This is a genomic window from Billgrantia aerodenitrificans, from assembly GCF_021404405.1.
GTDB lineage: Bacteria > Pseudomonadota > Gammaproteobacteria > Pseudomonadales > Halomonadaceae > Halomonas > Halomonas aerodenitrificans.
In genome coordinates, this window is sequence record NZ_JABFTV010000011.1 from 23,643 (window position 1) to 45,007 (window position 21,365).

General features: G+C 66.4%; 24 protein-coding genes. 10 read left to right on the forward strand and 14 right to left on the reverse strand.

Annotation, left to right across the window (positions count from 1 at the left end; genetic code table 11):
* Window positions 1–37: 37 nt before the first annotated feature.
* Both HOP59_RS18795 and HOP59_RS18800 read right to left on the reverse strand, forming a co-directional pair.
* On the reverse strand, window positions 38–787 hold the full coding sequence (locus tag HOP59_RS18795) for a sulfite exporter TauE/SafE family protein (protein ID WP_234254980.1): 750 nt from the start codon (window positions 785–787) through the stop codon (window positions 38–40).
* The gene (locus HOP59_RS18800; RefSeq protein ID WP_234254982.1) at window positions 784–2,172 is read right to left on the reverse strand and encodes an MFS transporter; all 1,389 of its coding nucleotides are present in this window, start codon (window positions 2,170–2,172) and stop codon (window positions 784–786) included. Before HOP59_RS18800 ends, HOP59_RS18795 begins: the two co-directional genes overlap by 4 nt.
* A gap of 120 nt (window positions 2,173–2,292) precedes the next feature.
* Here HOP59_RS18800 and HOP59_RS18805 point away from each other — a divergent pair, with 120 nt between their 5' ends.
* The 4 genes from HOP59_RS18805 (at window position 2,293) to HOP59_RS18820 (ending at window position 6,712) form a co-directional block, all read left to right on the forward strand.
* The gene (locus HOP59_RS18805; RefSeq protein ID WP_234254984.1) at window positions 2,293–3,429 is read left to right on the forward strand and encodes a PQQ-dependent sugar dehydrogenase; all 1,137 of its coding nucleotides are present in this window, start codon (window positions 2,293–2,295) and stop codon (window positions 3,427–3,429) included.
* 247 nt (window positions 3,430–3,676) lie between these two features.
* Complete coding sequence (locus tag HOP59_RS18810) at window positions 3,677–5,017, forward strand: substrate-binding periplasmic protein (RefSeq protein ID WP_234255210.1); 1,341 nt, start codon at window positions 3,677–3,679, stop codon at window positions 5,015–5,017.
* On the forward strand, window positions 5,017–6,288 hold the full coding sequence (locus HOP59_RS18815) for a GGDEF domain-containing protein (RefSeq protein ID WP_234254986.1): 1,272 nt from the start codon (window positions 5,017–5,019) through the stop codon (window positions 6,286–6,288). The genes HOP59_RS18810 and HOP59_RS18815 overlap by 1 nt, the downstream gene beginning before the upstream one ends.
* Before the next feature lie 70 nt (window positions 6,289–6,358).
* On the forward strand, window positions 6,359–6,712 hold the full coding sequence (locus HOP59_RS18820) for a sll1863 family stress response protein (RefSeq protein WP_010627657.1): 354 nt from the start codon (window positions 6,359–6,361) through the stop codon (window positions 6,710–6,712).
* On the opposite strand, the gene HOP59_RS18825 is transcribed toward HOP59_RS18820, so the two are convergent.
* From HOP59_RS18825 to HOP59_RS18845, 5 genes are all read right to left on the reverse strand, one after another.
* Window positions 6,709–7,938, reverse strand: coding sequence for a toxic anion resistance protein (locus tag HOP59_RS18825; protein WP_010627656.1), 1,230 nt, complete (start codon window positions 7,936–7,938; stop codon window positions 6,709–6,711). The genes HOP59_RS18820 and HOP59_RS18825 overlap by 4 nt on opposite strands.
* A gap of 78 nt (window positions 7,939–8,016) precedes the next feature.
* Window positions 8,017–8,964 (reverse strand): cobyrinic acid a,c-diamide synthase, encoded by a 948-nt coding sequence (locus HOP59_RS18830; protein WP_234254988.1) that lies wholly within the window; start codon window positions 8,962–8,964, stop codon window positions 8,017–8,019.
* A 72-nt stretch (window positions 8,965–9,036) separates the two neighbouring features.
* Complete coding sequence (locus HOP59_RS18835; RefSeq protein ID WP_234254990.1) at window positions 9,037–9,735, reverse strand: extensin-like domain-containing protein; 699 nt, start codon at window positions 9,733–9,735, stop codon at window positions 9,037–9,039.
* 12 nt (window positions 9,736–9,747) lie between these two features.
* Entirely contained in the window at window positions 9,748–9,924 is a 177-nt protein-coding gene (locus HOP59_RS18840) for a hypothetical protein (RefSeq protein ID WP_162832593.1), read from the reverse strand.
* Between the two features lie 76 nt (window positions 9,925–10,000).
* On the reverse strand, window positions 10,001–11,635 hold the full coding sequence (locus HOP59_RS18845; RefSeq protein WP_010627651.1) for a BCCT family transporter: 1,635 nt from the start codon (window positions 11,633–11,635) through the stop codon (window positions 10,001–10,003).
* 171 nt (window positions 11,636–11,806) lie between these two features.
* Between HOP59_RS18845 and HOP59_RS18850 the strand changes: the two genes are divergently transcribed.
* The 6 genes from HOP59_RS18850 to HOP59_RS18875 all read left to right on the forward strand — a co-directional run bounded on the left by HOP59_RS18850 (window position 11,807) and on the right by HOP59_RS18875 (window position 15,395).
* Entirely contained in the window at window positions 11,807–12,802 is a 996-nt protein-coding gene (locus HOP59_RS18850) for an LLM class flavin-dependent oxidoreductase (RefSeq protein ID WP_234254992.1), read from the forward strand.
* The gene (locus tag HOP59_RS18855; RefSeq protein WP_234254994.1) at window positions 12,799–13,512 is read left to right on the forward strand and encodes an AzlC family ABC transporter permease; all 714 of its coding nucleotides are present in this window, start codon (window positions 12,799–12,801) and stop codon (window positions 13,510–13,512) included. Before HOP59_RS18850 ends, HOP59_RS18855 begins: the two co-directional genes overlap by 4 nt.
* Window positions 13,509–13,820: an AzlD family protein gene (locus HOP59_RS18860; RefSeq protein ID WP_234254996.1), complete on the forward strand. Its 312-nt coding sequence runs from the start codon at window positions 13,509–13,511 to the stop codon at window positions 13,818–13,820. The genes HOP59_RS18855 and HOP59_RS18860 overlap by 4 nt, the downstream gene beginning before the upstream one ends.
* A gap of 86 nt (window positions 13,821–13,906) precedes the next feature.
* A complete protein-coding gene (locus HOP59_RS18865) occupies window positions 13,907–14,311 on the forward strand; it encodes a hypothetical protein (RefSeq protein ID WP_234255212.1) in 405 nt (134 codons plus the stop codon).
* A gap of 269 nt (window positions 14,312–14,580) precedes the next feature.
* Complete coding sequence (locus tag HOP59_RS18870) at window positions 14,581–14,943, forward strand: hypothetical protein (protein ID WP_234254998.1); 363 nt, start codon at window positions 14,581–14,583, stop codon at window positions 14,941–14,943.
* Entirely contained in the window at window positions 14,943–15,395 is a 453-nt protein-coding gene (locus HOP59_RS18875) for a c-type cytochrome (protein WP_234255000.1), read from the forward strand. The genes HOP59_RS18870 and HOP59_RS18875 overlap by 1 nt, the downstream gene beginning before the upstream one ends.
* A gap of 17 nt (window positions 15,396–15,412) precedes the next feature.
* On the opposite strand, the gene HOP59_RS18880 is transcribed toward HOP59_RS18875, so the two are convergent.
* The 7 genes from HOP59_RS18880 to HOP59_RS18910 all read right to left on the reverse strand — a co-directional run bounded on the left by HOP59_RS18880 (window position 15,413) and on the right by HOP59_RS18910 (window position 21,302).
* Entirely contained in the window at window positions 15,413–16,219 is an 807-nt protein-coding gene (locus HOP59_RS18880; protein WP_338073352.1) for an ABC transporter permease, read from the reverse strand.
* Window positions 16,210–16,980, reverse strand: coding sequence for an ABC transporter ATP-binding protein (locus HOP59_RS18885; RefSeq protein ID WP_234255002.1), 771 nt, complete (start codon window positions 16,978–16,980; stop codon window positions 16,210–16,212). Before HOP59_RS18885 ends, HOP59_RS18880 begins: the two co-directional genes overlap by 10 nt.
* Entirely contained in the window at window positions 16,977–17,969 is a 993-nt protein-coding gene (locus tag HOP59_RS18890) for a PQQ-dependent catabolism-associated beta-propeller protein (protein ID WP_234255004.1), read from the reverse strand. Before HOP59_RS18890 ends, HOP59_RS18885 begins: the two co-directional genes overlap by 4 nt.
* The gene (locus HOP59_RS18895; RefSeq protein ID WP_234255006.1) at window positions 17,957–19,168 is read right to left on the reverse strand and encodes an ABC transporter substrate-binding protein; all 1,212 of its coding nucleotides are present in this window, start codon (window positions 19,166–19,168) and stop codon (window positions 17,957–17,959) included. The genes HOP59_RS18890 and HOP59_RS18895 overlap by 13 nt, the downstream gene beginning before the upstream one ends.
* A gap of 80 nt (window positions 19,169–19,248) precedes the next feature.
* Window positions 19,249–19,926 (reverse strand): hypothetical protein, encoded by a 678-nt coding sequence (locus tag HOP59_RS18900; protein WP_234255008.1) that lies wholly within the window; start codon window positions 19,924–19,926, stop codon window positions 19,249–19,251.
* A complete protein-coding gene (locus HOP59_RS18905; protein ID WP_234255010.1) occupies window positions 19,923–20,765 on the reverse strand; it encodes a quinoprotein dehydrogenase-associated putative ABC transporter substrate-binding protein in 843 nt (280 codons plus the stop codon). The genes HOP59_RS18900 and HOP59_RS18905 overlap by 4 nt, the downstream gene beginning before the upstream one ends.
* Before the next feature lie 42 nt (window positions 20,766–20,807).
* A complete protein-coding gene (locus tag HOP59_RS18910; protein WP_234255011.1) occupies window positions 20,808–21,302 on the reverse strand; it encodes a c-type cytochrome in 495 nt (164 codons plus the stop codon).
* Window positions 21,303–21,365 lie beyond the last annotated feature (63 nt).

Consider the following 21,365-nt stretch of genomic DNA (forward strand, 5'->3'; position numbering starts at 1 on the left):
TGCCACTCACCGAGTGAGCCGGCCGCTTCCTGGCATATCAGCCCGCCAGGGAGCGCACCAGCAGATAGCCCCCCATGGCCAGCAGGCCGCTGAGGAAGACCCGCCGGAAGGTGGTTTCCGAGAGCCGTTGGCGCAGCCGCTGGCCAAGCTGCATGCCCACCAGAGCCGGCACCACCGCCCCCAGCGAGAGCAGGCCCAGCTCCACGCTGAGCAGACGCTGTCCGCCCATGGAGAGTCCCAGCGCCATGGTGGTGACCACGAACAGCACTCCCATGGCCTGGATCAGCATGTCACGCGGCAGGCCGAGAGACTGCAGATAGGCCACGCCGGGAAACACCGAGGAGCCGGTCATGCCGGTGAGCAGGCCAGTCAGCGCCCCGTTGACCGGTGCGGCATGCCGGCCGCGGCTGACCAGCTTGCCCAGGCCGAGGTTGAACAGGCCGGCCAGGGCGTAGAAGGCGATCAGCACCCCGAGCAGTCCGGAAAGCCAACGTACGTCGACCCGGGCCAGAATGGCCACACCCAGCCACACGGTGACCACCGAAGCCAGCAGGAAGGGCCACAGGCGCCACACGATCTGCTTCAGGTAGCCCCCCACCAGCGCCTGCCAGACGTTGGTGATGATGGTGGGGGCCAGCAGCAGCGCCATGGCCGACGGCAGTCCCACCGTGGCCGCGAGCAGCGCCAGCGACACCGTGGGCATGCCCATCCCGATCACCCCCTTGACCAAACCGGCCACGACGAAGGTGAACGTGACCAGCGCCAGCAGTACGGGGTCGAGGGTCATGTGGTCGCTTCCCTGTCGGTTACAGCGGTTCCGTTGCGCGCCTCCCACGCGGCCGCCGCCTGCTCCCCGCGGGCCTGGTTGACCGCCAGGCAGATCAGCATGGCCACGATGAACAGCGCCGCACACAGCAGAATCGACGCCTGCAGCCCCACCACCGACTGCAGCAGTCCGAGTGCGATGATGCCGAAGACGCCGGCCAGCTTGTTGGCCAGCCCCCAGAAGCCGAAGAACTCCGCGGCCTTGCGCGTCGGCGAGAACAGCCCCACCAGGGCGCGGCTGGCCGATTGGCTGGAGCCCAGCGAGAGCCCCGCCAGGCAGCCGACGAACAGGAACAGGTGCTGGGCCTCCCAGTCGAGGCCGAAAGCGGCATTGAGGAAGGCGGTGACCTCCGGCGTGGCCCAGATGGCCAGAATCGCCGCCACCCACAGCAGCAGGGTCAGTTGGTAGGTGAACTTGGTGCCGATGCGATCCTGGATGAAGCCGAAGCCCAGCGCCCCGGCGGCCGCCGTGATCTGCACGATGATGAACATGATGTTGCGCACCGCCTCGTCCCAGCCGATCACCTGGGCGCCGTAGATGAAGGCGAAGGCGATGATGATGTAGACCCCGGCCATGGAAAACAGCAGCGACACCAGGAAGATGCCCAGATCGCGAAAGTGCCGTAGCTCGTGCAGCGTGGTGGAGACCCGTTCCCAGGCGATTTCGCGATAGCTCTTGCGGTGCGGCTGCGGCGTGCCGCGCTCCTTCACCCACAGAAAGGTGGGGATGGCGGTAATGAGGAAGAACGCCGCGGCAAAGGGCCCGACCCAGCGTATACGCTCGAAGTTATCGGCGCTTGCCTCACCCAGCGCCACCAGGGTGAAGCCTGCCGCGAACAGACCTCCGACGTAGCCCAGCGCCCAGCCGAAGCCGGAGATCTTGCCCAGATCCTGTGGCGGGCCGAGGTCGGGCAGAAAGGCGGCAATGAACGACTCGCCCATCGAATAGGCGTAGTTGGACACCACGATCAGCAGTACGCCCAGCATGACGTAGCCAGGGGCTACGAAATAGAGCAACGCCGTGGCGAACACGGTGACGATGTAGCTGATGAACAGAAAACGCTTCTTGGCCGCCCGGTAGTCCATCACCGCGCCGCACAGCGGTGCGGTGATCACCACCAGCAGATAGCTCGTCGCCAGCGCCAGACTCCACAGCAGATTGGCCAGGCGAAAGCCGTCGCCGCGGTCCCCGACGATGACGGTAGTGAACAGCTCGCCGAACACCACGGTGATGATCAGCAGCGTATAGGCCTGGTTGGCGAAGTCGAACATCGCCCAGCCCAGGATCTCCTTTTTCGATGCCCGCTGCCTGGCGCCAGCACTGCCGACCGCCGGTATCACGCTCATCCCACTCTCCTCTGACTGCGGGGCCTTCCCGAAGCGCTAGCCTACCAGCAATTCGCAGCAGAAATGACGCTGGAACGGCTTTCGCTACACTGAGGGTCACACATGGACCGGAGGTGAATCATGAAAGGACGCTGGAGCGGTACCCCTCTACTGGCGCTGGCCGTGGTAGCCACGGCGTCCGGCGCCGACGAAGCAACGCTGGAGACAGAACATCAGACGCTGAGACTGACGGCGGTAGCCGAAGGCCTGGAGCGCCCCTGGGGTGTTGCTATCTTGCCTGGCGGCCTCTATCTGGTCAGCGAACGCACCGGAGGGATTCAGACCTTCTACAACGACGAACGCCAGACGATCGACGACTTGCCCGGCATTCAGAGCGACGACCAGGGCGGGCTGCTGGATATTGTCGCCTCGCCCGATTACTCCGATACCGGCTGGATCTATTTCACCTATGCCAGCGGCGATGCCGACTCCACCGCCACGGCGCTGGCCCGCGGGCGCCTGGCAGGGAACCAACTGACCGAAGTGGAAGAGCTGTTCGAGCAGAACCGCCGCTCCGAACCCGGCCCCCATGGCGGCTCACGCCTGGCCTGGATGGACGACGATACCCTGCTGATGTCGGTCGGCGATCGCGACTCGCCCGAACGTGCCCAGGACACCAACGATCACGCCGGCTCGATCCTGCGGCTCAACCCTCAGGGCCTGGCGCCCGAGGACAATCCACGCTTCGAGGAAGTGGGCTACCTGCCCGAGATCTACTCCTGGGGCCATCGCCACGTGCTGGGGCTGGCCGTGGACCGCGATCGTGGCGACGTCTGGGCCGTGGAAGCTCGCGGAAACGGTCATGACGAGCTCATGCTCATCCGCAGCGGCGAGAACCATGGCTGGCCGGAGGACGACGACAGCGAGGAAGCCGCCGGCGCGGACCTGCTCGACGATATCACCAGCGGTGAGCTGTTCACCGACGAGGAGGTCATCGAGCCCGTGTATCGCTTCTCCTCGGACGTCTCTCCTGCGGGCCTGGCCGTGGTCGACAGCGAGCGCTACCCGCAGTGGCAGGGCAATCTGCTGGTGGGCAGCCTGGAGAGCGGTCAGATCTATCGCTTCGAGGTGAACGGCGATGAGGTGGCAGAGATGGAAGAACTGCTCGAGGAGCCGCTGGGTCCGGTGCGTGACATCCGCCAGAGCCCCGAGGGCTATCTGTATGCACTCATCGGTGACGACAACGGTACGCTGTATCGGCTCGAACCCGAGCAGTAACACTCACGCTACGTTTCGCCGGCCCGGCTTCGGGCCGGCTTTTCTTGCGTGGAGTGGAGTCCTTCCTTTCTCACGCACCGGCGGGCATTATCACTGTTAACCTGGGTTAAGCAGCTTTGTCCGGTGGCATTAGCGTCAGCTCCCTTGCTGGACGTCGACGCAAGACAGCGTGACTTTCGTCACCAGACGGTAATCAAAAGAACAAGCTGGCAGGGCGGGGGGTTAGCGCATGAGAAAAAGGTTGACGATGATGCTGGCCCTGCTGCCGCTTTCGGCAGCAGTTGCCCTGGAGGAGCTGACCTTCATCACCGAGGAATACCCGCCCTACAATTATCGACAGGGGGATCGGCTCGAAGGGATTTCCATCGAGCTGCTCGAACGGATTTTCGCCGAGACCGGTACCGCCATGTCCCGCGAGGACGTGCTCTTCTATCCCTGGGCCCGCGGCTACGACACGGCCCTTTCCGAGCCGGGCACGGTGCTGTTCTCCACCACCCGCACCGAGCAGCGCGAGGAGCTGTTCCAGTGGGTGGGGCCGATTGCCACTGACAGGGTGACCCTGATCGCTCGCCGCGACAGCGGCATTCAGTTGAACGATATCGAGGACGTGATCGCCGGCGATTACCGTATTGCGGTGATCCGCGAAGACATCGGCGCCCAGCGCCTGCAGGAAGCCGGGGTGCCGGAAACCCAGATCCATGCAGCGATATCCGGTGCCAGTGCCCTGCGCATGCTCGAGCGGGGCCGGGTCGATCTGTGGGCCTATGGTGAGGACGTCGCCTTCTGGCTGATGAACGAAGAAGGCCTGCCGACCACTGACTACACCCCGGCCCTGACCATCAGCGAATCCGACCTCTACTACGCCCTGAACCCGGACACGGATCCCGAGCTGGTGGCAAAGATGCAGGCGGCGCTGAACAACTTGCGCGAAGGCGGCGTGCTGAGTGAAATCCTCGGCGGCACCATCGCCTTCAATACCGAGGAGTATCCCCCCTACAACTACCTGGACGAGCAGGGCAAGATCATCGGCTCCTCCACCGAGCTGCTGCGCACGGCGTTGAACGCCGCCGAACTCGAGGCCGACTTCCGCCTGCTGCCCTGGGCTCGCGCCTATACCGAGGCCCAACTGCGCGAGCGCCACTGCGTCTACTCGACGACCCGTACTCCAGAGCGCGAATCCCTGTTCACCTGGATCGGGCCGCTGACTTCCAGTACGTGGACCGCCTTCGCCCTGGAGAACACCCACATCACAGCCGACACGCTGACGGACCTGTCCGAGCTACGTGTCGGCAGCTTTCGCGAGGACGCAGTGGGCCAATATGTCGCCAGCCAAGGCATTCCCATCGTCGTCACCAGCGCCGAGCGCGAGAACGTCACTCGTCTGCAGGCCGGACTGATCGACGTCTGGGTCACCGGGGCACAGGCAGCCGAATACCTTGCCGCCGAAGCCGACCTGTTACTGCGCCCTCTGTTCACCTTCAACGAGGTCGATCTCTATCTCGCCTGTCACCCTTCGGTTCCCGATCAGTTCGTCTCGCGGCTGCAGGCCGCCATCGACCGCATTCATGCCGAAGCGGAGGTTCCCTAGTGAAATACGTTCCTGGCATGGATCGCCGGGCCGGTAGACGCAGCCTGACCGCCAAGCAGGCCGGCCTCACTCTGGCCATTGCACTGCTGCTCAGCATCATTGCCGGCATCGTCGAGCTGGCGCTCGACGCCCGTGCGATGCGTCACGAAATCGTTCTCGAAACGCAGTACCGAATCGATCTGGTACGCGGCACTGCCGCCGAAGCCGCCTTCCAGCTCAATCCTGAACTGGCGACACAGGTGGCCGAAGGCCTGCTCAGCGGCGGACGGATTGCCAGCGTGACCATCAGCGACGATTTCGGTCGTGTCATGGCCACACGTCAGCACGACGACACCGATACCTCCAGTTGGGTGGTTCAGGCCCTGTTCGCCGATATCCTCCACTACCGCAAACCGCTGGTCTATCAGATCGGCTCCGACACGGCGCCCAAGTCGATAGGCGAGCTGGAGTTGACGCTCTCTCTCGACAGCCTGACCCGCGACTTCACCGATCGCAGCCAGTTGATCTTCGCTCTCGGCGTGGCCAAGGCCCTGGCCATTGCGGCGCTGCTGGCACTGGTCTTCCACTGGTTCGTCACCCGCCCCCTGCTCAAGGTGCACGCAGCGATCACCGAGACCGATCCCAGCCAACCCGGACGCTGGTCCAAGCCGGTCATGGGGGTACATGGCAACGATGAGCTGGGACATCTGGTGGAGAGCGTCGACCGGCTGCTGCAGGCCTTTCAACACGGACTCGACCAGCGCGACCAGCTGCAGCAGATCTCTACCATGGATGGCCTGACCGGCATTGCCAACCGCCGCCACTTCGACGCCTTCCTCAACCAGGAGTGGCAGCGCGCCCAGCGCGCCAATCATGACATCTCGGTAATCTTCATCGATATCGATCATTTCAAGGAGTTCAACGATCATTACGGCCACGTGGCCGGCGACGACACCCTGCGAGCCGTTGCCCAGGCGCTCACCCGCGTGATCCATCGCCCTTCCGACCTGGTCGCACGCTATGGCGGCGAGGAGTTCGTCTGCGTACTGCCGGAGACCGACCTGGCAGGCGCCCAACGGGTCGCCGAACGCATCCAGAATGAGATCCGCGCGCTCGACATTCCCCATGCCCACGCCACCGAAGCGGGCCGGGTCACCGCCAGCCTCGGCGTGGCCAGCAGCAACCCAGCACAGGACGACGTTGCCGGCTTCGAGGCGCTGCTGGCCGAGGCCGACCACCAGCTCTATCGCGCCAAGCGCCAAGGACGTGACCGGGTCGCCGTCCAGACCTGAGCAGCGCCGGGGAACCGGCCCGGCAGCAAGGAATCGATAGAGTAGACCCAGCCGGAGGCGGAGCAAGCATATGAGCAGACGCGACGAGTTCATCGAGCAGATGAAGGCCCAACTGGACGAATGGAACGCCGAAATCGAGGCCCTTATCGCCCGCGCACGCAAGGCCAGCGACGAGGCGCAGCACCGTTATCAGGACGACATCGAGCGCCTCAAGCGGCGCCGTGACGAAACCCAGCGCCGCCTCGAGGAGTTGCAGTACGCCGGCGAGGCGGCCTGGGATTCGCTGCAGCAGGGGTTCGACGACGCCTGGGAGCTGCTACGCAAGGCGCTGAGAGACGCTCAGCGCCACGAGCCGCCGCCCAAGGACGTCAACGAAGCGGATGACGATAGCTCAGGCACCCGATCGCCGGGCGGTTCTCCTTAGCCTTCTCTCCCGCCCTTGTCCTTGGGTGGTAGCTGCTTCCCTTCCGCATCCTGGGAGTGGACCTCGTTGCCACGCTGCAGCCTGTCGATCGACTCCCCGCCCCGGCGCGTCAGCTGCGCCAGGCGGTCGATCTGGGCATCAAGCTGAGGTAACGCTTCCTGGCGATAGCGCGACAGGTCGTCGATGGCACCCAGCACGTCATCGAAGGCCTGCTCCAGCGCCTGCATGTCGAGTTGGGCCGAGGCGGCCCTGGTCTGGATCTCCACCCCCTGCTGACGCAGCGCCTTGGCCGTCCCGGCGATCATCTCCGAGGTCGTGGTATTGAGTGATTCCACCCGATCCAGCACCAGGCGCTGATTGGCCAGCGCCAGCGCCACCGCTACCGCCACCGTCAGCGCCGACACGGTAACGTGAATCGCCCGGTCGACGCCGCGAATCAGTTCGCGGTTGTTGCGGATGATCACTTCCAGCGCCAGCACGCCCTGCTGGCTGACCGCCTGCTGCTGCTGGAGGTCGACGATGCGCTGGCGCAGCGGGAAGAGCAGCTCCTCCTCGATGAAGGTTCGCTGAGGGTGCTCGTCGCCCAGCCGCTCCAGGGCTTGTATCAGCCGCCGGTCGATCAGGCGGCCCAGGTCGATCTGGCGCTGTAGCCGACCGAGCAGCTGGCGCAGGCTCTCCTGGTCGTCGCTGAGGGTGATGTTGTCACGGCGCAGCATGTCGCGACCGCCTTCCAGGTCGGCGATGATGGCGTCCAGCGCCTGCTGGGCATTTTCGAACTTGCGGAAGTAGCGTTGAATACGGCTACCGGCGCCCGGAATGCGCGTCAGCAGCCGGTCGAACGGCCCCGCAGCCAGGCGGTGCTGGTGCGGGTCGAGTTCCTGCATGTGGCCGCGCAGGTCGATCAATGCCTTGGCCACCGGGCCGCCCTCGTCGCCCTGATGTGCCAGCTTGCGCAGCGGCGCCTGCAGCATCTCGCTGTGATGTGCCGCCTGCTGCTGCAGCTCGAGGCCCATCTCGTCCACCGCGCGACGCTGGCGATCGAACTCGGCGCCTTCGCTGGACAGCACGTCGTCGACGAAGGCATTCGCCAGTTGCTCCAGCTCGGGGTCGTCGATGACGATCTCCTCGCTATCCTTCGGTTCGGGTGCCACCTCCTCGAGTTCGCTGGCGATCTCCTCCACCGGCGGCAGCGAGAGCGGCGAGCCGCGTTCGGACGACTGCTTCATGAGTACTTCCCCATTCAGGCCTTTCCCCTACCATAGCAATTCCGATCCTGACGCTGCGCGAGCAAGCTGACCAGGCTTTCAACGACGTTCGCTGCGGCTGTAGCGCTCCGCGCCCTCGATGAAGCGGCGCAGCTCTTCCAGCGCCCGGTCGGTGGCAAGCGATGCCTGGGGGCGCCCGGTCTCTACCCGCGCCAGGGCCACCGCGGTATCGTCGAGCAGGGTCAGCGCCGACTCGTTGCGCGCCACCAGGCGCCGCAGGCGCCGGTCGGTCTCCTCGATCAGCTCCAGGCGGCGCTTGAGCGCGATGCGTTCTTCGACGGAGAGCTGGCTGCCCTCCTGGGTCAGGCGGCGCCGCACGTATGCGTCATCCAGGCCCATCACCCCCCGCGCCTGGGCCGCCATGGAGGTAAAGGTGTCCACCGCCCCGAGGCAGACCTCGGTGATCAGACCGCGTGAGCGCTCGAATGCCAGTTCGCTCTTGTCGAAGCGGGCGGAGAGCAGCTCCATCACATGGGTATAGCGGGTGTAGAAACGGTCGACCTGGCTGGCCAGATCGCCACGCTTGACGTCGAGGAGCTGCTGCTTGGCCCGGCACAGCGCCAGGGTCAGCTCATCGGCCCCCACCGGCGGTCGGGCCGGGTCGAGTTCGGCCACACCCGCTTCCCGTGCCGCACGCTCACGGTCGGCTCGTTGGCGCTCGGCCTCGGCCGCGAGCCGCTCCTGCAGGCGCCGCTGATGTCGCCGACTGCGCCAGCGGCGCCAACCTCGCTCCACGGGCAGCGCCACTGCCACCGCCACCAGACCGGCAAGCCAGCCGCCCAGGCTGGGGCCGAAGCCGCCCCACAGCGAGGTCAGCCACAGCACCATGCTGATGAAGGGCACCAGCAGGCAGTAGCGAAACAGCACCTGGAAACGATTGGGGTTATCGGTGGGCAGCGCCAGCCGCGGGTTGGCCAGCCCGACCAGACACCACGGCAGGCAGGTGACGAACAGCCCGTATGCGAATCCCTGCAGAAATCCCAGCATAAGCCTCGTGCGCCAGCGGGTAGATGCTTCTGAGTGTACGGGGGCCGGCGACGCGGTGCGAGCCTGACGGCTTCAGCGGCACAGGCGGAAGCCACGCATGCCGAAGTGGAAATGATCGGCATGGGCGCGATTGTACTCCGGCCCCAGCACGTTACCGAACAGGTCGCAGGCGCCGTCACGCGCATCGCGCAGGAAGTCTCCCCGCGCATCCTCGTCGCCCCAGTGGTCGAGCAGCGTGATACGTCGCCCATCGGCCAGGTGGAACGCCGCCACGTCGAGCGCCTCCGCGGTGGCATGCTCGCTGAGGCGCCCGCCCTCGCGACCGTAGATGTTACGACAGGCAAAACTGCCGAAATGTTCGACGCGCACCACCCGTGCATCGAAGTGGGCTTCGGCGGCAGGCTGCAAACGCTGGCGCTCGTACATGACCCAGGCCAGCGCCAGCGGGCAGCGCGCCACGAAGCTGGCGTTGAACTCGACCTCGCTGCCGTGGACGCGAACCACGTTTTCCAGCGGACAGCCGCTCACCGGCTCGTGATCGTCGAGCGGCGTCATGCGCAGCGCGCCCTCGGGCGCCGTTGCCAGCGCCGCCAGACAGCCTTCGCGATCCTCGGCCAGGCGATGCAGCTTCCACTTCGTCACCGGGGTCAGGGGATCGTCGACGTGCAGCGGCGCCCAAGGGTGCCAGTGGCGAGGAATACGCTCCTCGAACTGCCACCAGGCAGCCGCAGCCAAGGCAATCAGCACGATCAGGACAAGCAGGAAACGCATCTCACCTCGAGGTTAGAGAAGCAGATGCAGGAGCAGCGCCACGCCCCCCACCGCCAGAGCCGTGATCACGGCGACGTCCACCGCGCGGTCGAGCCAGCGGTCGAAGCCGCCCGGAGAGCGGCGACGCGGCTGACGGCGCCGGGTGGCGCCGCGCTGTAGCGAACGTTGGCGTGAGCCGATGAGAGACATGGTAGGCATCCGATACCCGATTCTTTCTCAAGCTTACGACCTGTCACCACGCCTGGCTACCGCCGCTGTCAACCATCTAGCCGCCCTCGCGCCGGTGAATGCGCCGATTGACCACGTTGGGCGCCCGCCGCAGGCGCTCCTGCTCGCCCAGCGCCTCGGCCTCGAAGGCGTCGGCACCCACCGGCGTCTCGCCGTGACGGCGGTAGAGCTGGGTCAGCATGGCCTGGCGGTCGGCGCGCAGCTCGCGGATCAGCACCACGATCATGCCGTAGAGGATGAAAGTGAACGGCAGCGCCGAGAGCACCGCGGCGGACTGCAGCCCGCTCAACCCACCGGCGGCAATCAGCGTCAGGCAGATGGCGGCGATCAGCACGCCCCAGAGCACCCGCTTGAACAGCGGTGGATTGATCGAGCCGTTGTCGGTCATCTGGGCCACGATGTAGGACGCCGAGTCGGCCGAGGTGACCAGGAAGATGAAGATCAGCAGCATGGCGATCATCGACAGCACGCCGCTGTACGGCATGCGCTCGAACATCTCGAACAGCGCCACGGTGATGTTGGCCTCGGTGGCCGCCGCCAGACCGGCGTCGCCGGCCAGCTCCATGTGCAGCGCGGCGCCGCCGAACACGCCGATCCACAGGCAGGCCAGCAGTGGCGGCACGATCAGTACGCCGAAGACGTACTCCTTGATGGTGCGTCCCCGCGAGACCCGGGCGACGAAGGTGCCAACGAAGGGCGACCAGGCGATCACCCAGGCCCAGTAGAAGACCGTCCAGTTGGCCGCCCAGGTGTTGTCGGTGAAGGGCGAGATACGCAGGCTCATGCCGATGAAGTTCTGCAGGTAGTCGCCGATGCCGAGGGTGATGGTCTCCAGGATCATCACCGTGGGCCCGGTGATCAGCACATAGAGCATCAGCCCGATGCACAGGATCATGTTGAGGTTGGAGAGCCGCCGAATGCCCTTGTCCAGCCCCGACCAGGTCGAGGCCATGTAGGCCAGGAACATCACGAACAAAATGACGAACTGCCACAGCACGCTCTCGGGCAGACCGAATACGGCGTTGAAGCCGCCGTTGAGCTGCAGCACGCCCAGGCCCAGCGAAGTGGCCACCCCCATCACTGTGGCCACCACCGCGAACACGTCCAGGGTCGGCGCATAGGGTCGTACCCGGGGATACTTCGCCGAAATCGACGACAGCACCGACGAGACCAGCCCGGCCTGCCCCTTGCGGAACTGGAAGTAGGCGATGATCAGGCCGACCACCGAGAAAGCGGCCCACTGGTGCACGCCCCAGTTGAAGTAGCTGTATTGGATGGCATAGCGCGCCGCCTCGGTGGTTTCGGCCGGCACGTCGCCGTAGGGCGGCTCGACGTAGTGAAGCATCGGCTCGGCCATGCCGTAGAACACCAGACCCACGCCGAAACCCGCCGCCAGCAGCATGCTGACCCAGGAGAAGAAACTGAAACTCGGCGTACTGTCCTGCGGCCCCAGGCGAATCTTGCCGTACTTGCTGAAGGCCAGCGTCAGCAGGAAGAGGACGAAGCCGAACACCGAGATGAGATAGAACCAGCCGAACAGCCGGGTGACCCCGGCGAGGGCGGCGTCGGCGGCATTGCCGAAGGCCGCCGGAAAGCTGGCGCCGGCGGCCACCAGCGCCAGGATGATCAGGGCCGAGACGATGAAGACCCGCTGCCCTCCATGGTTGGCCATACAGAATTCCCTTATTCGTCCTTGGGGCTTTTCATGCTAGCAGCCTGACCGCAGCGGCACACAATCCGCCATCGGTCTGCCTTGCTTCCGGCGTTTGGGCATTGCATCGGGGCGCGGAGAAGAGGATTCTAGGAAAACCAAGCAGGCTAAACATTTTTTTCGAGTGCTCTCATGTCACGACTCTCCCGGACGCCTCTGTCCGTGCTCGACCTGGCGCCCATTCGCCAGGGCGGCACCATCGCCGACAGCTTCGCCGAAAGCGTGGCCTTGGCCCAGTTGACCGAGCAGCTCGGCTTCACCCGCTACTGGCTGGCCGAGCATCATAGTCTGGACGGCATCGCCAGTGCCGCCACCGCGGTGCTGATCGGTCATATCGCCGGAGCCACCTCACGCATCCGCGTAGGCAGCGGCGGCATCATGCTGCCCAATCATGCGCCGCTGGTGATCGCCGAGCAGTTCGGTACCCTCGAGACCCTCTACCCGGGGCGCATCGACCTGGGCCTGGGCCGCGCGCCGGGCTCCGACGCCGCCACAATGGCGGCACTACGCCGCGACCCGTACGCCGGGGCCGAGAACTTCCCCGAGCTGCTCGCCGAGCTGCAGGCCTTCCTCGATGACGAGCGCCCCGAGCAGCGCGTGCGTGCCGTACCCGGCCAGGGCACCCGAGTGCCGCTGTGGCTGCTCGGCTCCAGCGGCTACAGTGCCCAGCTCGCCGCTCGCGAGGGGCTGCCGTTCGCCTTCGCCGCCCAGTTCGCCCCTGGCTACCTGCACGAGGCCCTGCGCCTCTACCGCGACAACTTCCGCCCCTCGGCCCTGCTCGAACGGCCCTACGCCATGGTGGGGCTGCCGGTGATCGCTGCCGAGAGCGACGAGCGCGCCGAGTTCCTCGCCTCCACCGCCCGCCAGAAGTTCCTCGGCATGGTGCGGGGCAAGCGCACCCGCGCGCTGCCGCCGGTCGAAACCCTCGACTGGACGCCCATGGAGCGGGTTCAGGTCGAGCAGTTCCTGGGCGCGGCGGTGATTGGCGGGCCCGAAACCGTGCGGGCGGGCCTCGAGCGCTTCCTCGAACTGACCGGCGCCGACGAGCTGATGCTCAATACCGATACCTACGCCAGCGCGGACCGGCTGCGCAGCTACGAGATCGTCGCCGAGGTGTGGCGGGCATGAACGACCGTCCCGGCGCCCAACTCGATCTCGCCGGCGTCCTCGTCGGCATCCGGCGCATGGCGCCGCTGTCGCTGTTCGTGGTGATCTTCGGCCTGGCCTTCGGCGTGGCTGCCCTGGCGCGCGGGCTGTCGGGATTCGAAGCCATGCTGATGAGCGCACTGGTGTTCGCCGGCGCCTCGCAGTTCGCCGCCCTGGAGTTGTGGGGGCCGGAGATCCCGCTGCTGCCGCTGATCGCCACCACCTTCGCCATCAATGCCCGGCATCTGCTGATGGGAGCCGCCATCCAGCCCTGGCTGGCCCACCTGCCACCGGCACAGCGCTACGGCAGCCTGGTAGTGATGAGCGACTCCAACTGGGCCATGGCGGTGGCCGACCGTCAGCGCGGCGAGACCAACGTCGGCATGCTGGTGGGCGGCGGCATCGCCCTGTGGCTGACCTGGCTGGCGGGCACGCTGCTCGGCGTGATCTTCGGTAGCGGCATCGAGGAGCCCGAGCGCTTCGGTCTCGACGTGATCATGGGCTGCTTCCTCCTGGCCATGCTGCTGGGCGGGCGTCGCGACCTCTCCATGCTCGCACCCTGGGGCGCCGCCGCCCTGGCTGCCGCCATGGTCTGGCTGCCGCCGCACTCCCACGTGATCGTTGGGGCTCTGGCCGGCGGGCTGGTCGGCCTGATGGTGCCCGCCAGGCCGCCCCAGGAGGCCACCGCATGAGCCTGCCAGCCACGACCATGGGGGCGTTGGCCGCCATCCTGATCATGGCGCTGGTCACCTACCTGACCCGTGCCGGCGGCGTGTTCGTGATGTCGCGGGTGCCCATCGGACCCAGAGTGGAGCGCTTCATCAACGCCATGGCCGGCTCGGTGCTGGTGGCAGTGATCACACCCATGGCGGTACAGGGCGACTGGGGCGCCCGCCTGGCGCTGCTTGCCACGCTCGGCGTGATGCTGGCTACGCAAAAGGCGCTGGCAGCAATCGCTGCCGGTATCGTCACTGCCGCTCTGTGGCGGCTATGGCTGTGATAGCCTGGGGCCCTGGAACGTTTGTCGTGTCGCGGTCTCCAAGAGATACCGACCACACCCGAGAGGCGGAACCCCACCGCCCGGAGATGATCATGTTCGATCCCAACGATCTACGCCGCAACGCCGCCTGGCAGGCCGCCCAGCAGTGGCGCACCCGGGCCAACCAGCCGCACCGTGGCCCCTTGAGCGGGCTCAAGTTGATCCTGACCTGGCTGCTGTTCGGCATGCTGCTGATCGTCGGCACCGTGCTCGGCCTGTTCTTCCTGCTGCTCGGCTGGGCCATGCTGCCGATCGTGCGCTACCGCATGAAGAAGCGCCTCGAACAGCTGCGCGCCGAGCAGGCCAAGGATGCCGGCGGCGGCTACCACTATCGCGAGACCCACCGCGAGACTCATACTCAGGAGACCTACTCTGGGGCCCACTATCGCGGTAGCGAGCCCGAGTTGCTGGAAGGGGATTACGAGGTGCGCGACGACAAGCCCAAGAGCTGATCTGCCACTCGGCTCTCCTTGCACATGAAACTCGCGTGCAGAAAAAAGCCCGCCGAGAGACGGGCCGAAAATGTCATGCAGGGATTGCAGACAATCGGCCTCGGCCGACCTGGGAAGATTACCGATGCCACCCCGGCAACAGCTCATAGGCTTTCTTCATGGGCGCGATAGGCCCTTGCTCGCGGTGGAAAAACAGCGCTGACTGCCATACCTTGAAGCCATACGCTGCGACGACTCAAAGCGCCATTACCATCCGGAGGACAACAACAATGCCTCGACTTCGGAAGACGGCGACAGGCCTGCTACGCCCGTGGATGCTTGTCGGCCTGCTGCTCCCGCTTGCCACGCCAGGCCTGGCCAACGACTACCCTACCGAAGCGCGCGTCGATTACGTGCTGGCCTGTATGGCGGCCAACGGCAACAGCTATCTGACCATGCAGAAGTGCTCCTGCAGCATCGACGTGATCGCCGAGCATCTGCCCTACGAAACCTACGAGCAGGTCGAGACGGTGCTGGGCATGCAGGACCAGCGCGGCGAACTCGGCGTGCTGTTCCGCACAGAGCGCGGCATGCAGGATCAGGTGCAGGCCCTGCACCAAGCTCAGGCCGACGCCAACCTGCGCTGCTTCTGATGCCCCGCCTCCGCTGCGGCAGCCGCTGCACCACCGGCCTGGCTCTCGCCACCTTGCTGCTCGCTCCGCCGGCGGCCCTGGCTGACGAACACGCCGAGGGCGAGCGGCTGTTCCGCGCCCAGTGCGTCGGCTGCCACAGCATCGAGCCCGGCCGCCATCTGGCCGGCCCCAGTCTGCATGAGGTGTTCGGCCGCCCCGCAGGCAGCATCGCGGAATTCGACTACTCTCCGGCGCTAGAACGAGCCGAGCTGGTATGGGATCGCGACACTCTCGACGCCTTCCTGGCCGGTCCCGCCACCTTCCTGCCCGGCAATCGCATGGTGCTGTGGGAGCTCGACCCGCGCACCCGCCAGCGCATCATCGATTACCTGGAGTACCGCAGCCTGGAAAGCCAGGACCAGGAGAGCCATGCCATCCCTGACTCGACGCACCAGCACCGCGCAACGCAGTGATTCGCACGCGCAGACATTTATCCCGCGTTTCCCTTGCGGGCCATCATGCCGCGGGATGGGTTATAGCCCAGGATCGCCAGCACCAGCAGCACCGCCGCCACCGCCACGCTGATCAGCACCGCCTCGCCGTTGAAACGCTCGTACATGGCGAAGCGGATCATCTCCACGGCATGGGTGAAGGGATTGAGCGCGGCGATCTGATAGACCAGATAGCTGCCCTCGCGGATGCGCCACAGCGGATAGAGCGCCGAGGAGAGAAAGAACATCGGGAAGATGACGAAATTCATCACTCCGGCGAAGTTCTCCAACTGGCGGATGAAGGAAGAGAGCAATAGCCCCAGCGCACCGACCATGAAGCCGGTGACCAGCAGTGCCGGCAGCAGGTAGAGATAGCCCATCGCCGGCGCCTGGATGCCATAGGCCCAGGCGATGGCCAGGAAGACATAGACCTGCACCACCGACACCAGAGTGCTGGCCAGCAGCTTGCACACCAGCAGGTACCAGCGCGGGAAGGGGCTGACCAGCAGCACCCGCATGCTGCCCATCTCGCGGTCGTAGACCATGGAGAGCGAGCTCTGCATGCCGTTGAACAGCTGAATCATGCCCACCAGCCCCGGCACGATGTAGACCTCGTAGAGAATGTAGGTCTGGTAGGGCTCGGTCATGGCCACCCCCAGCGCCATGCGAAAGCCGGCGGCGAAGACGAACAGCCACACCAGTGGACGCACCAGCGCGGCGAGAAAGCGGCTGCGCTGATGCAGGAAGCGCAGCAGCTCGCGGCCCACCACGCCGCGCAGACAGTGCAGCCAGGGCATCACTCGCATGCGGCCTCCTCGTCTCCCACCAATCGATCGAAGGCTTCACCCAGGGTCTCGACGCCGAGCCGGGCAGTGAGCGCCTCGCCCTGCTCGTCGGCCAGCAGCCGCCCGCGGTGCAGCACCGCGACCCGATCGCCGCGTCGCACTTCATCGATCAGGTGCGTGGCCCACAGCACCGCCACTCCCGCTTCGGCGCACAGCCGATGGGCATGCGCGACCAGATCGCGGCGCGAAGCGATATCGAGCCCCACGGTGGGCTCGTCGAGCAGCAGCAGGCGTGGCTCGTGCATCAGGCCCCGGGCGATCTCCACCCGTCGCCGCTGGCCGCCGGAGAGGCGGCGTACCCGCGTGCGGCGCTGGTCGGCCAGCCCCACCCGTTCGAGCTGAGCCAGCGCGCGCGACTTCGCCTCGCCCCGCGACATGCCGTGCAGGGCGCCATGGTAGGCCAGGTTCTGCATCACGCTGAGATCGAGATCCAGGGTCGGCTGCTGAAACACCGCACCGATGCGGGCGTGGGCCTGTACCGCCTGACGGCGCACGTCGAAGCCGCCGATGCGAATCTCGCCGCGGCGACGGTCGTGCAAACGGGTGATCAGCGAGAACAGCGTGGTCTTACCGGCGCCGTTGGGGCCGAGCAGCACGACGAACTCCCCGGCTCTCACGGCCAGGGAAACGTCGTCCAGCGCCGGCCTGCCGCTATAGGTGAAGCTCAGCTCGCGTACCTCCAGCGCGAGCTGAGCTTCGGTCGCATCGTGCGTCTCGCTCACGGCTCGACGATCACGCCCCAGGGGAAGCGGCCCACCGGGATCGACTTGACCGCCCGCAGGCTGTCCACCTCGATCATGGTGACGTCGCCGCTGACCCCGTTGGTGGTGTAGAGCCGGCTCTCGTCGCCGTTGAGCGCCAGGTGCCAGACCCGCTGGCCGACCAGGATGTAGTCGAGCACCTCGTAGGTCTGCTGGTCGACCACCGCTACCCGATTGGAGGGGCCCAGGGCGACGAAGCCGTAGCGGCCGTCGGAGGTCAGCGCCACACCAACCGCCTGCACGGTCTCACGCGGTACCCCGGGCACGTCGAAGCGGATCACGTGCTTGACGTCGAAGGTCTCTTCCATGTCGAGGATCGACACGGTGCCGGCGATCTCCGCCGAGACCCAGGCCTCACGGCCGTCATGGGTGAACTCGGCGTGGCGCGGGCGAGCGCCCACCAGGCGGTGATACACCGCTTCCATGGTCTCGGTGTCGATGATGTGGGCCATGTTGGAGGTTTCGGTGGTGGAGACCAGCCAGCGCCCGTCGGGGCTGATGCCGAGCCCTTCCGGCTCGACCCCCACCGGGATCTCGGTGACCAGTGTGCGCCGCTCGTAGTCGAGCACCGAGACGATGTTGTCGTCCTCGTTGGAGACGTAGATGTAGGGCCGATTGGGGTCGACGCGGATCACCTCCGGGTCGTCCCCCGAAGCCTGGCTGCGCACCACCTGCAGCGTCTCCAGGTCGATCATGTCGATGGCCTCGTCGTCACCCACCGCCACGAACAGCTCGCTGCCGTCGCTGCTGAATGCCATCGAGCGCGGCCGTCGCCCCACGCTGATGGTTTCCACCACCTCGAGGCTCGCCCCGTCGATGACCGAGATAGTGTTGTCCTTCTCGTTGGAGACGAAGATGCGCTCCGCCTGAGCGCTGACGGGCAGCAGCGCCAAGGCCCCCAGCACCAGCCCGAGCAGGCTTGGCGAGATCATACGGTTCAGAAGCGGCATTGTGATTCTCCCTCGTCGGCGCCGAGTGCATCGAGCGGCGTGCGTGGATGCAGATAACCCTCCTGCGGCGACACCGAGGCCACCATGCGCGGCCCGGTGATCAGGATGGGCTGGCGCAGCTGGTGGTTCCAGGTTCGATAGCTGACCGGGAAACCCAGGTAGCCGGCGAGTTCGAACTCCTCGCTGAGCATGTAGTCGAGCACAGCATCGCGCTCGACGGAGCCGGTGCGGGCCGCCGCCTCGCCCAGCGAGCGCAGCGCCAGCCAGGCGCCGAAGTCCCGCGGCGTCATCCAGCGGTCGGCGAGCTTCTCGAAGCGCCGCTGCAGCTGTACTGCACCCCACGACTCGTGAGACCGGTGCCACGGAGTCGCCATCAGCCCCTGGGTGCCCACCACCGGGCGCGGCGCCCAGGTCTGGAAGGGGAAGTATTCGCCGAAGTAGTCGGTCTCGTCGGCGATCACCAACACGTCGTGCTCGGGCAGGTCCTGCAGAAATACCGGGATCTCGCGCTGAATGGCGTGGAACCCACCCTCGGCGCGGCGTGCCATGGGGTCGTGGGGCCACATCCTGTCGCCCACGACGCGATGGCCGTAGCGCGCGGCCGAGGCGCGCAGCACGTCGGCCAGGATACGATCCTCGTCGGTGTTGCCGTAGACCAGCGCCCAGCGGTCCCACTGCTTGAAGCCGAGGAACTGGGCCAGGGCGTCGGCCAGCATGCGCCGGCTCGGGGTGGTGTGATAGAGCTCCGGGTGGCACGCCTCGCCGCGCAGCTCATCGTCCGGCGCCCAGGCGTTGAACACCACCCGGCCACCGCGGGCGGGGTGCGCCATCACTTCATTGAGCGCCGCGGCGGGCAAACCGCTGACGATCCACTCGACGCCCTGCTCGATCAGGCTCTCCAGCGCCCCGCCGACGTCATCGCCCTGAGCCACCACCGCCTCGTGAAAGACGAACTCCTGGCCCAGAAACTGAGCCGTGGCGTTGTTGTCGTTGATGCCCAGGCGAGCGCCCTGCAGCCCTTCGTCGTCGATCACCGGATCGAGCACCGAGAGCGGCTCCTGGTCGTCGGGGCGCTCCATGCCCAGATACCCCACGACGATGGACGCAGGCGTATCGGCCGATGCCAGGGGTATCCACCCCAGGCCCAGTGTCAGCCCCCCCAGCGCCAGCCAGTGAAAGGCTCGCGGTAGCGTACCCATAAGGACTCCTCAGGCAGCCGCGCTGCCGCTGTTGTCGTTAGTGTTGTCTTTTATTGCTCCTACTGACTTACTCCACTGCCTCACGGCATTCGTGCCATGATCGTGCGCACCATACGCGAGAGTTTCTCTTCCAGCAGGTAGGGCTGCTCGCACATGGCCGGCAGCGCCTGCTGGCGCTGCTGGAAGGTGCGCTGCTCCCAGAACAGCGACTCGGAAAGCCGCTCGACCTCCGCGGCGTCGGCGCTCTCGTCGGCGCGCCGCTCCTCGAGCTCATCGACCATGCCCGAGATGGTTTCCAGGCGCGCCAGCTGGGCGCGGGAAGCACTGCGAATGCCATCGATGGTGCGCCGCCGCTCACGGTTGGTGAGTTCGAACAGCCCGGCGAACAGCAGGGTCAGACGTCGCTCGACCTCTTCGTCGGCCTGCTCCTCGCCCTTCTCCTCGTCCTTCTCCTCGGGCAGGGACTCGACGAACTCGCGCACACGCGCCTGGGCCTGTTCCTCCGGCGTCGAACGCGAGGTGGCGAAGCGCGCCACCCGACCGACCTCATCGTCCTCCCACCAAGCCTGTTCCAGTTCCTCCGGCGAGGGCCCGGTCCAGATGGTGCCCCAGGCCAGCTCGGGGATGAGCCGCTGCACGCAGGGCCAATCGGGCGGCCCCGCCGCGGCGCGCTGGGCCTCGACCTCGGTCGCGGCGAACAGCGCCAGCGTGAAACCGAACCCCAGCAGCAGGGGGGCGGATGGTCGTACACGGCTCATGCCCCATCTCCTTCATCCGTATCCAGCAGCCGGCCGCGGCGGTCGAGCAGCGGCACGTCATACTCGCGCAGGATGGCGTCGATCTCCCCCTGGCGGCGCTCGATGAAGTCGTTGATCCAGTCCTTCCAGTGGGGCTCGCCGCGGCGCACGCCCATGGTGATGCGGTAGTCGAGGGTGGCATCTGAGTCGTCGTCGATCAGCGGCACGACCCTGAGCGGCGGATCCTGGCGCGCCGCGTAGTAGCCGGCCAGCGGCCCCCACAGCACCGCTCCCTCGGTCACGCCCTCGGCGACGTCGGCAATGGCATCGCGCACCGGGGCGCGCACTCGGGTGTCGACCATCAGCGGATAACCTTGGATGCGCGCGCCGGTCCGACGCAGCGGCACCAGCGGCGGGGTTTCCGCCACCACGCCGATGCGCCTTCCGGCCAGCGCCGGGTCGCTCAGCCGGGTGACCTCGAGTTCGGAGTCCTCGGACACCACCAGCGAATAGACCGAACGGTAGTAGGCGTTGGTGTTCTGCACGAAGTCGTAGCCCGCCACGACGCCGATCATCACGTCGCACACGCGCAGCTCCAGGGTGTTGCGTACGAAGCCCATGACCTGGGGCGCCCAGACGTAGGTCAGCGGCACGCCGAGGTCTTCGGCCATCAGCTCGGCGATACGGTTCTCGAACCCTTCGCCGGCCTGGTTGCTGAAGGGCAGATTGTTGCCGTCGGCGCAGACCCGCAGGGCCTCGCGCTCCTGGCGTTCGGGGGGATTGGCGACGGCACCCACGGCAGCGGCCAGCCCCAGGGCCACGGCCAACGCCTGCAACGTCTGACGACAGGCTGCTCTCATGCATCCTCCGCTTCAGGAAATGATGTCGCGAATGGAGCGGGCTCACTCCTTGGCGTTCGCTTCCTCAGCGGCCTTGTCGTCGCCGTTCTCCTCGCCCTGCTCCTGCATCGACTCGATGATCTGCGGGCGACCGCGCCCCAACCCACCCTCGCCGCGCGCTCGCATGTAGCTGAAGAGGTTGGGAATATTGCCCATGACATAGGGGTCGTCGGCGAAGGAGGGCATCACCTGGCCGGGTTGCACTTCGCGCCCCGAGGCGATGGTGCCGGCGAAGTTCTCCCAGCCACGCCGCTCGGCCGCGCGAATCAGGTTGGGGGCAAAGGAGGAGCCCATACCATCAGGCCCGTGGCAGGCCATGCAGGCTCGGGTATAGACGAGGTAACCCTCGTAGGTATCGGGATCGACCTTGCCATCCTCGACGACGAAGGCGCCGGGTCCGTCGCCGGTGACGCGATGCTCGTCGGCAAGGGCGGCGGAAGCCAGCCCCAGGGTGAGGAACAGTGCGGGAACAACGTGAAAACGTGCGAATACCGTCATGCAGCACATCCTTCTGGTAACCGCTTCGGCCACGAGGAGACCACCTGCTGCCGAAGTGAAAGA

What these genes read in the sequence shown, in the direction of transcription:
- HOP59_RS18795 (WP_234254980.1), bottom strand. Translation starts at nt 787, where the DNA reads ATGACCCTCGACCCCGTACTGCTGGCGCTGGTCACGTTCACCTTCGTC.
- HOP59_RS18800 (WP_234254982.1), bottom strand. Translation starts at nt 2,172, where the DNA reads ATGAGCGTGATACCGGCGGTCGGCAGTGCTGGCGCCAGGCAGCGGGCA.
- HOP59_RS18805 (WP_234254984.1), top strand. Translation starts at nt 2,293, where the DNA reads ATGAAAGGACGCTGGAGCGGTACCCCTCTACTGGCGCTGGCCGTGGTA.
- HOP59_RS18810 (WP_234255210.1), top strand. Translation starts at nt 3,677, where the DNA reads ATGATGCTGGCCCTGCTGCCGCTTTCGGCAGCAGTTGCCCTGGAGGAG.
- HOP59_RS18820 (WP_010627657.1), top strand. Translation starts at nt 6,359, where the DNA reads ATGAGCAGACGCGACGAGTTCATCGAGCAGATGAAGGCCCAACTGGAC.
- HOP59_RS18825 (WP_010627656.1), bottom strand. Translation starts at nt 7,938, where the DNA reads ATGAAGCAGTCGTCCGAACGCGGCTCGCCGCTCTCGCTGCCGCCGGTG.
- HOP59_RS18830 (WP_234254988.1), bottom strand. Translation starts at nt 8,964, where the DNA reads ATGCTGGGATTTCTGCAGGGATTCGCATACGGGCTGTTCGTCACCTGC.
- HOP59_RS18835 (WP_234254990.1), bottom strand. Translation starts at nt 9,735, where the DNA reads ATGCGTTTCCTGCTTGTCCTGATCGTGCTGATTGCCTTGGCTGCGGCT.
- HOP59_RS18840 (WP_162832593.1), bottom strand. Translation starts at nt 9,924, where the DNA reads ATGTCTCTCATCGGCTCACGCCAACGTTCGCTACAGCGCGGCGCCACC.
- HOP59_RS18845 (WP_010627651.1), bottom strand. Translation starts at nt 11,635, where the DNA reads ATGGCCAACCATGGAGGGCAGCGGGTCTTCATCGTCTCGGCCCTGATC.
- HOP59_RS18850 (WP_234254992.1), top strand. Translation starts at nt 11,807, where the DNA reads ATGTCACGACTCTCCCGGACGCCTCTGTCCGTGCTCGACCTGGCGCCC.
- HOP59_RS18855 (WP_234254994.1), top strand. Translation starts at nt 12,799, where the DNA reads ATGAACGACCGTCCCGGCGCCCAACTCGATCTCGCCGGCGTCCTCGTC.
- HOP59_RS18860 (WP_234254996.1), top strand. Translation starts at nt 13,509, where the DNA reads ATGAGCCTGCCAGCCACGACCATGGGGGCGTTGGCCGCCATCCTGATC.
- HOP59_RS18865 (WP_234255212.1), top strand. Translation starts at nt 13,907, where the DNA reads ATGATCATGTTCGATCCCAACGATCTACGCCGCAACGCCGCCTGGCAG.
- HOP59_RS18870 (WP_234254998.1), top strand. Translation starts at nt 14,581, where the DNA reads ATGCCTCGACTTCGGAAGACGGCGACAGGCCTGCTACGCCCGTGGATG.
- HOP59_RS18875 (WP_234255000.1), top strand. Translation starts at nt 14,943, where the DNA reads ATGCCCCGCCTCCGCTGCGGCAGCCGCTGCACCACCGGCCTGGCTCTC.
- HOP59_RS18880 (WP_338073352.1), bottom strand. Translation starts at nt 16,219, where the DNA reads ATGCGAGTGATGCCCTGGCTGCACTGTCTGCGCGGCGTGGTGGGCCGC.
- HOP59_RS18890 (WP_234255004.1), bottom strand. Translation starts at nt 17,969, where the DNA reads ATGCCGCTTCTGAACCGTATGATCTCGCCAAGCCTGCTCGGGCTGGTG.
- HOP59_RS18895 (WP_234255006.1), bottom strand. Translation starts at nt 19,168, where the DNA reads ATGGGTACGCTACCGCGAGCCTTTCACTGGCTGGCGCTGGGGGGGCTG.
- HOP59_RS18900 (WP_234255008.1), bottom strand. Translation starts at nt 19,926, where the DNA reads ATGAGCCGTGTACGACCATCCGCCCCCCTGCTGCTGGGGTTCGGTTTC.
- HOP59_RS18905 (WP_234255010.1), bottom strand. Translation starts at nt 20,765, where the DNA reads ATGAGAGCAGCCTGTCGTCAGACGTTGCAGGCGTTGGCCGTGGCCCTG.
- HOP59_RS18910 (WP_234255011.1), bottom strand. Translation starts at nt 21,302, where the DNA reads ATGACGGTATTCGCACGTTTTCACGTTGTTCCCGCACTGTTCCTCACC.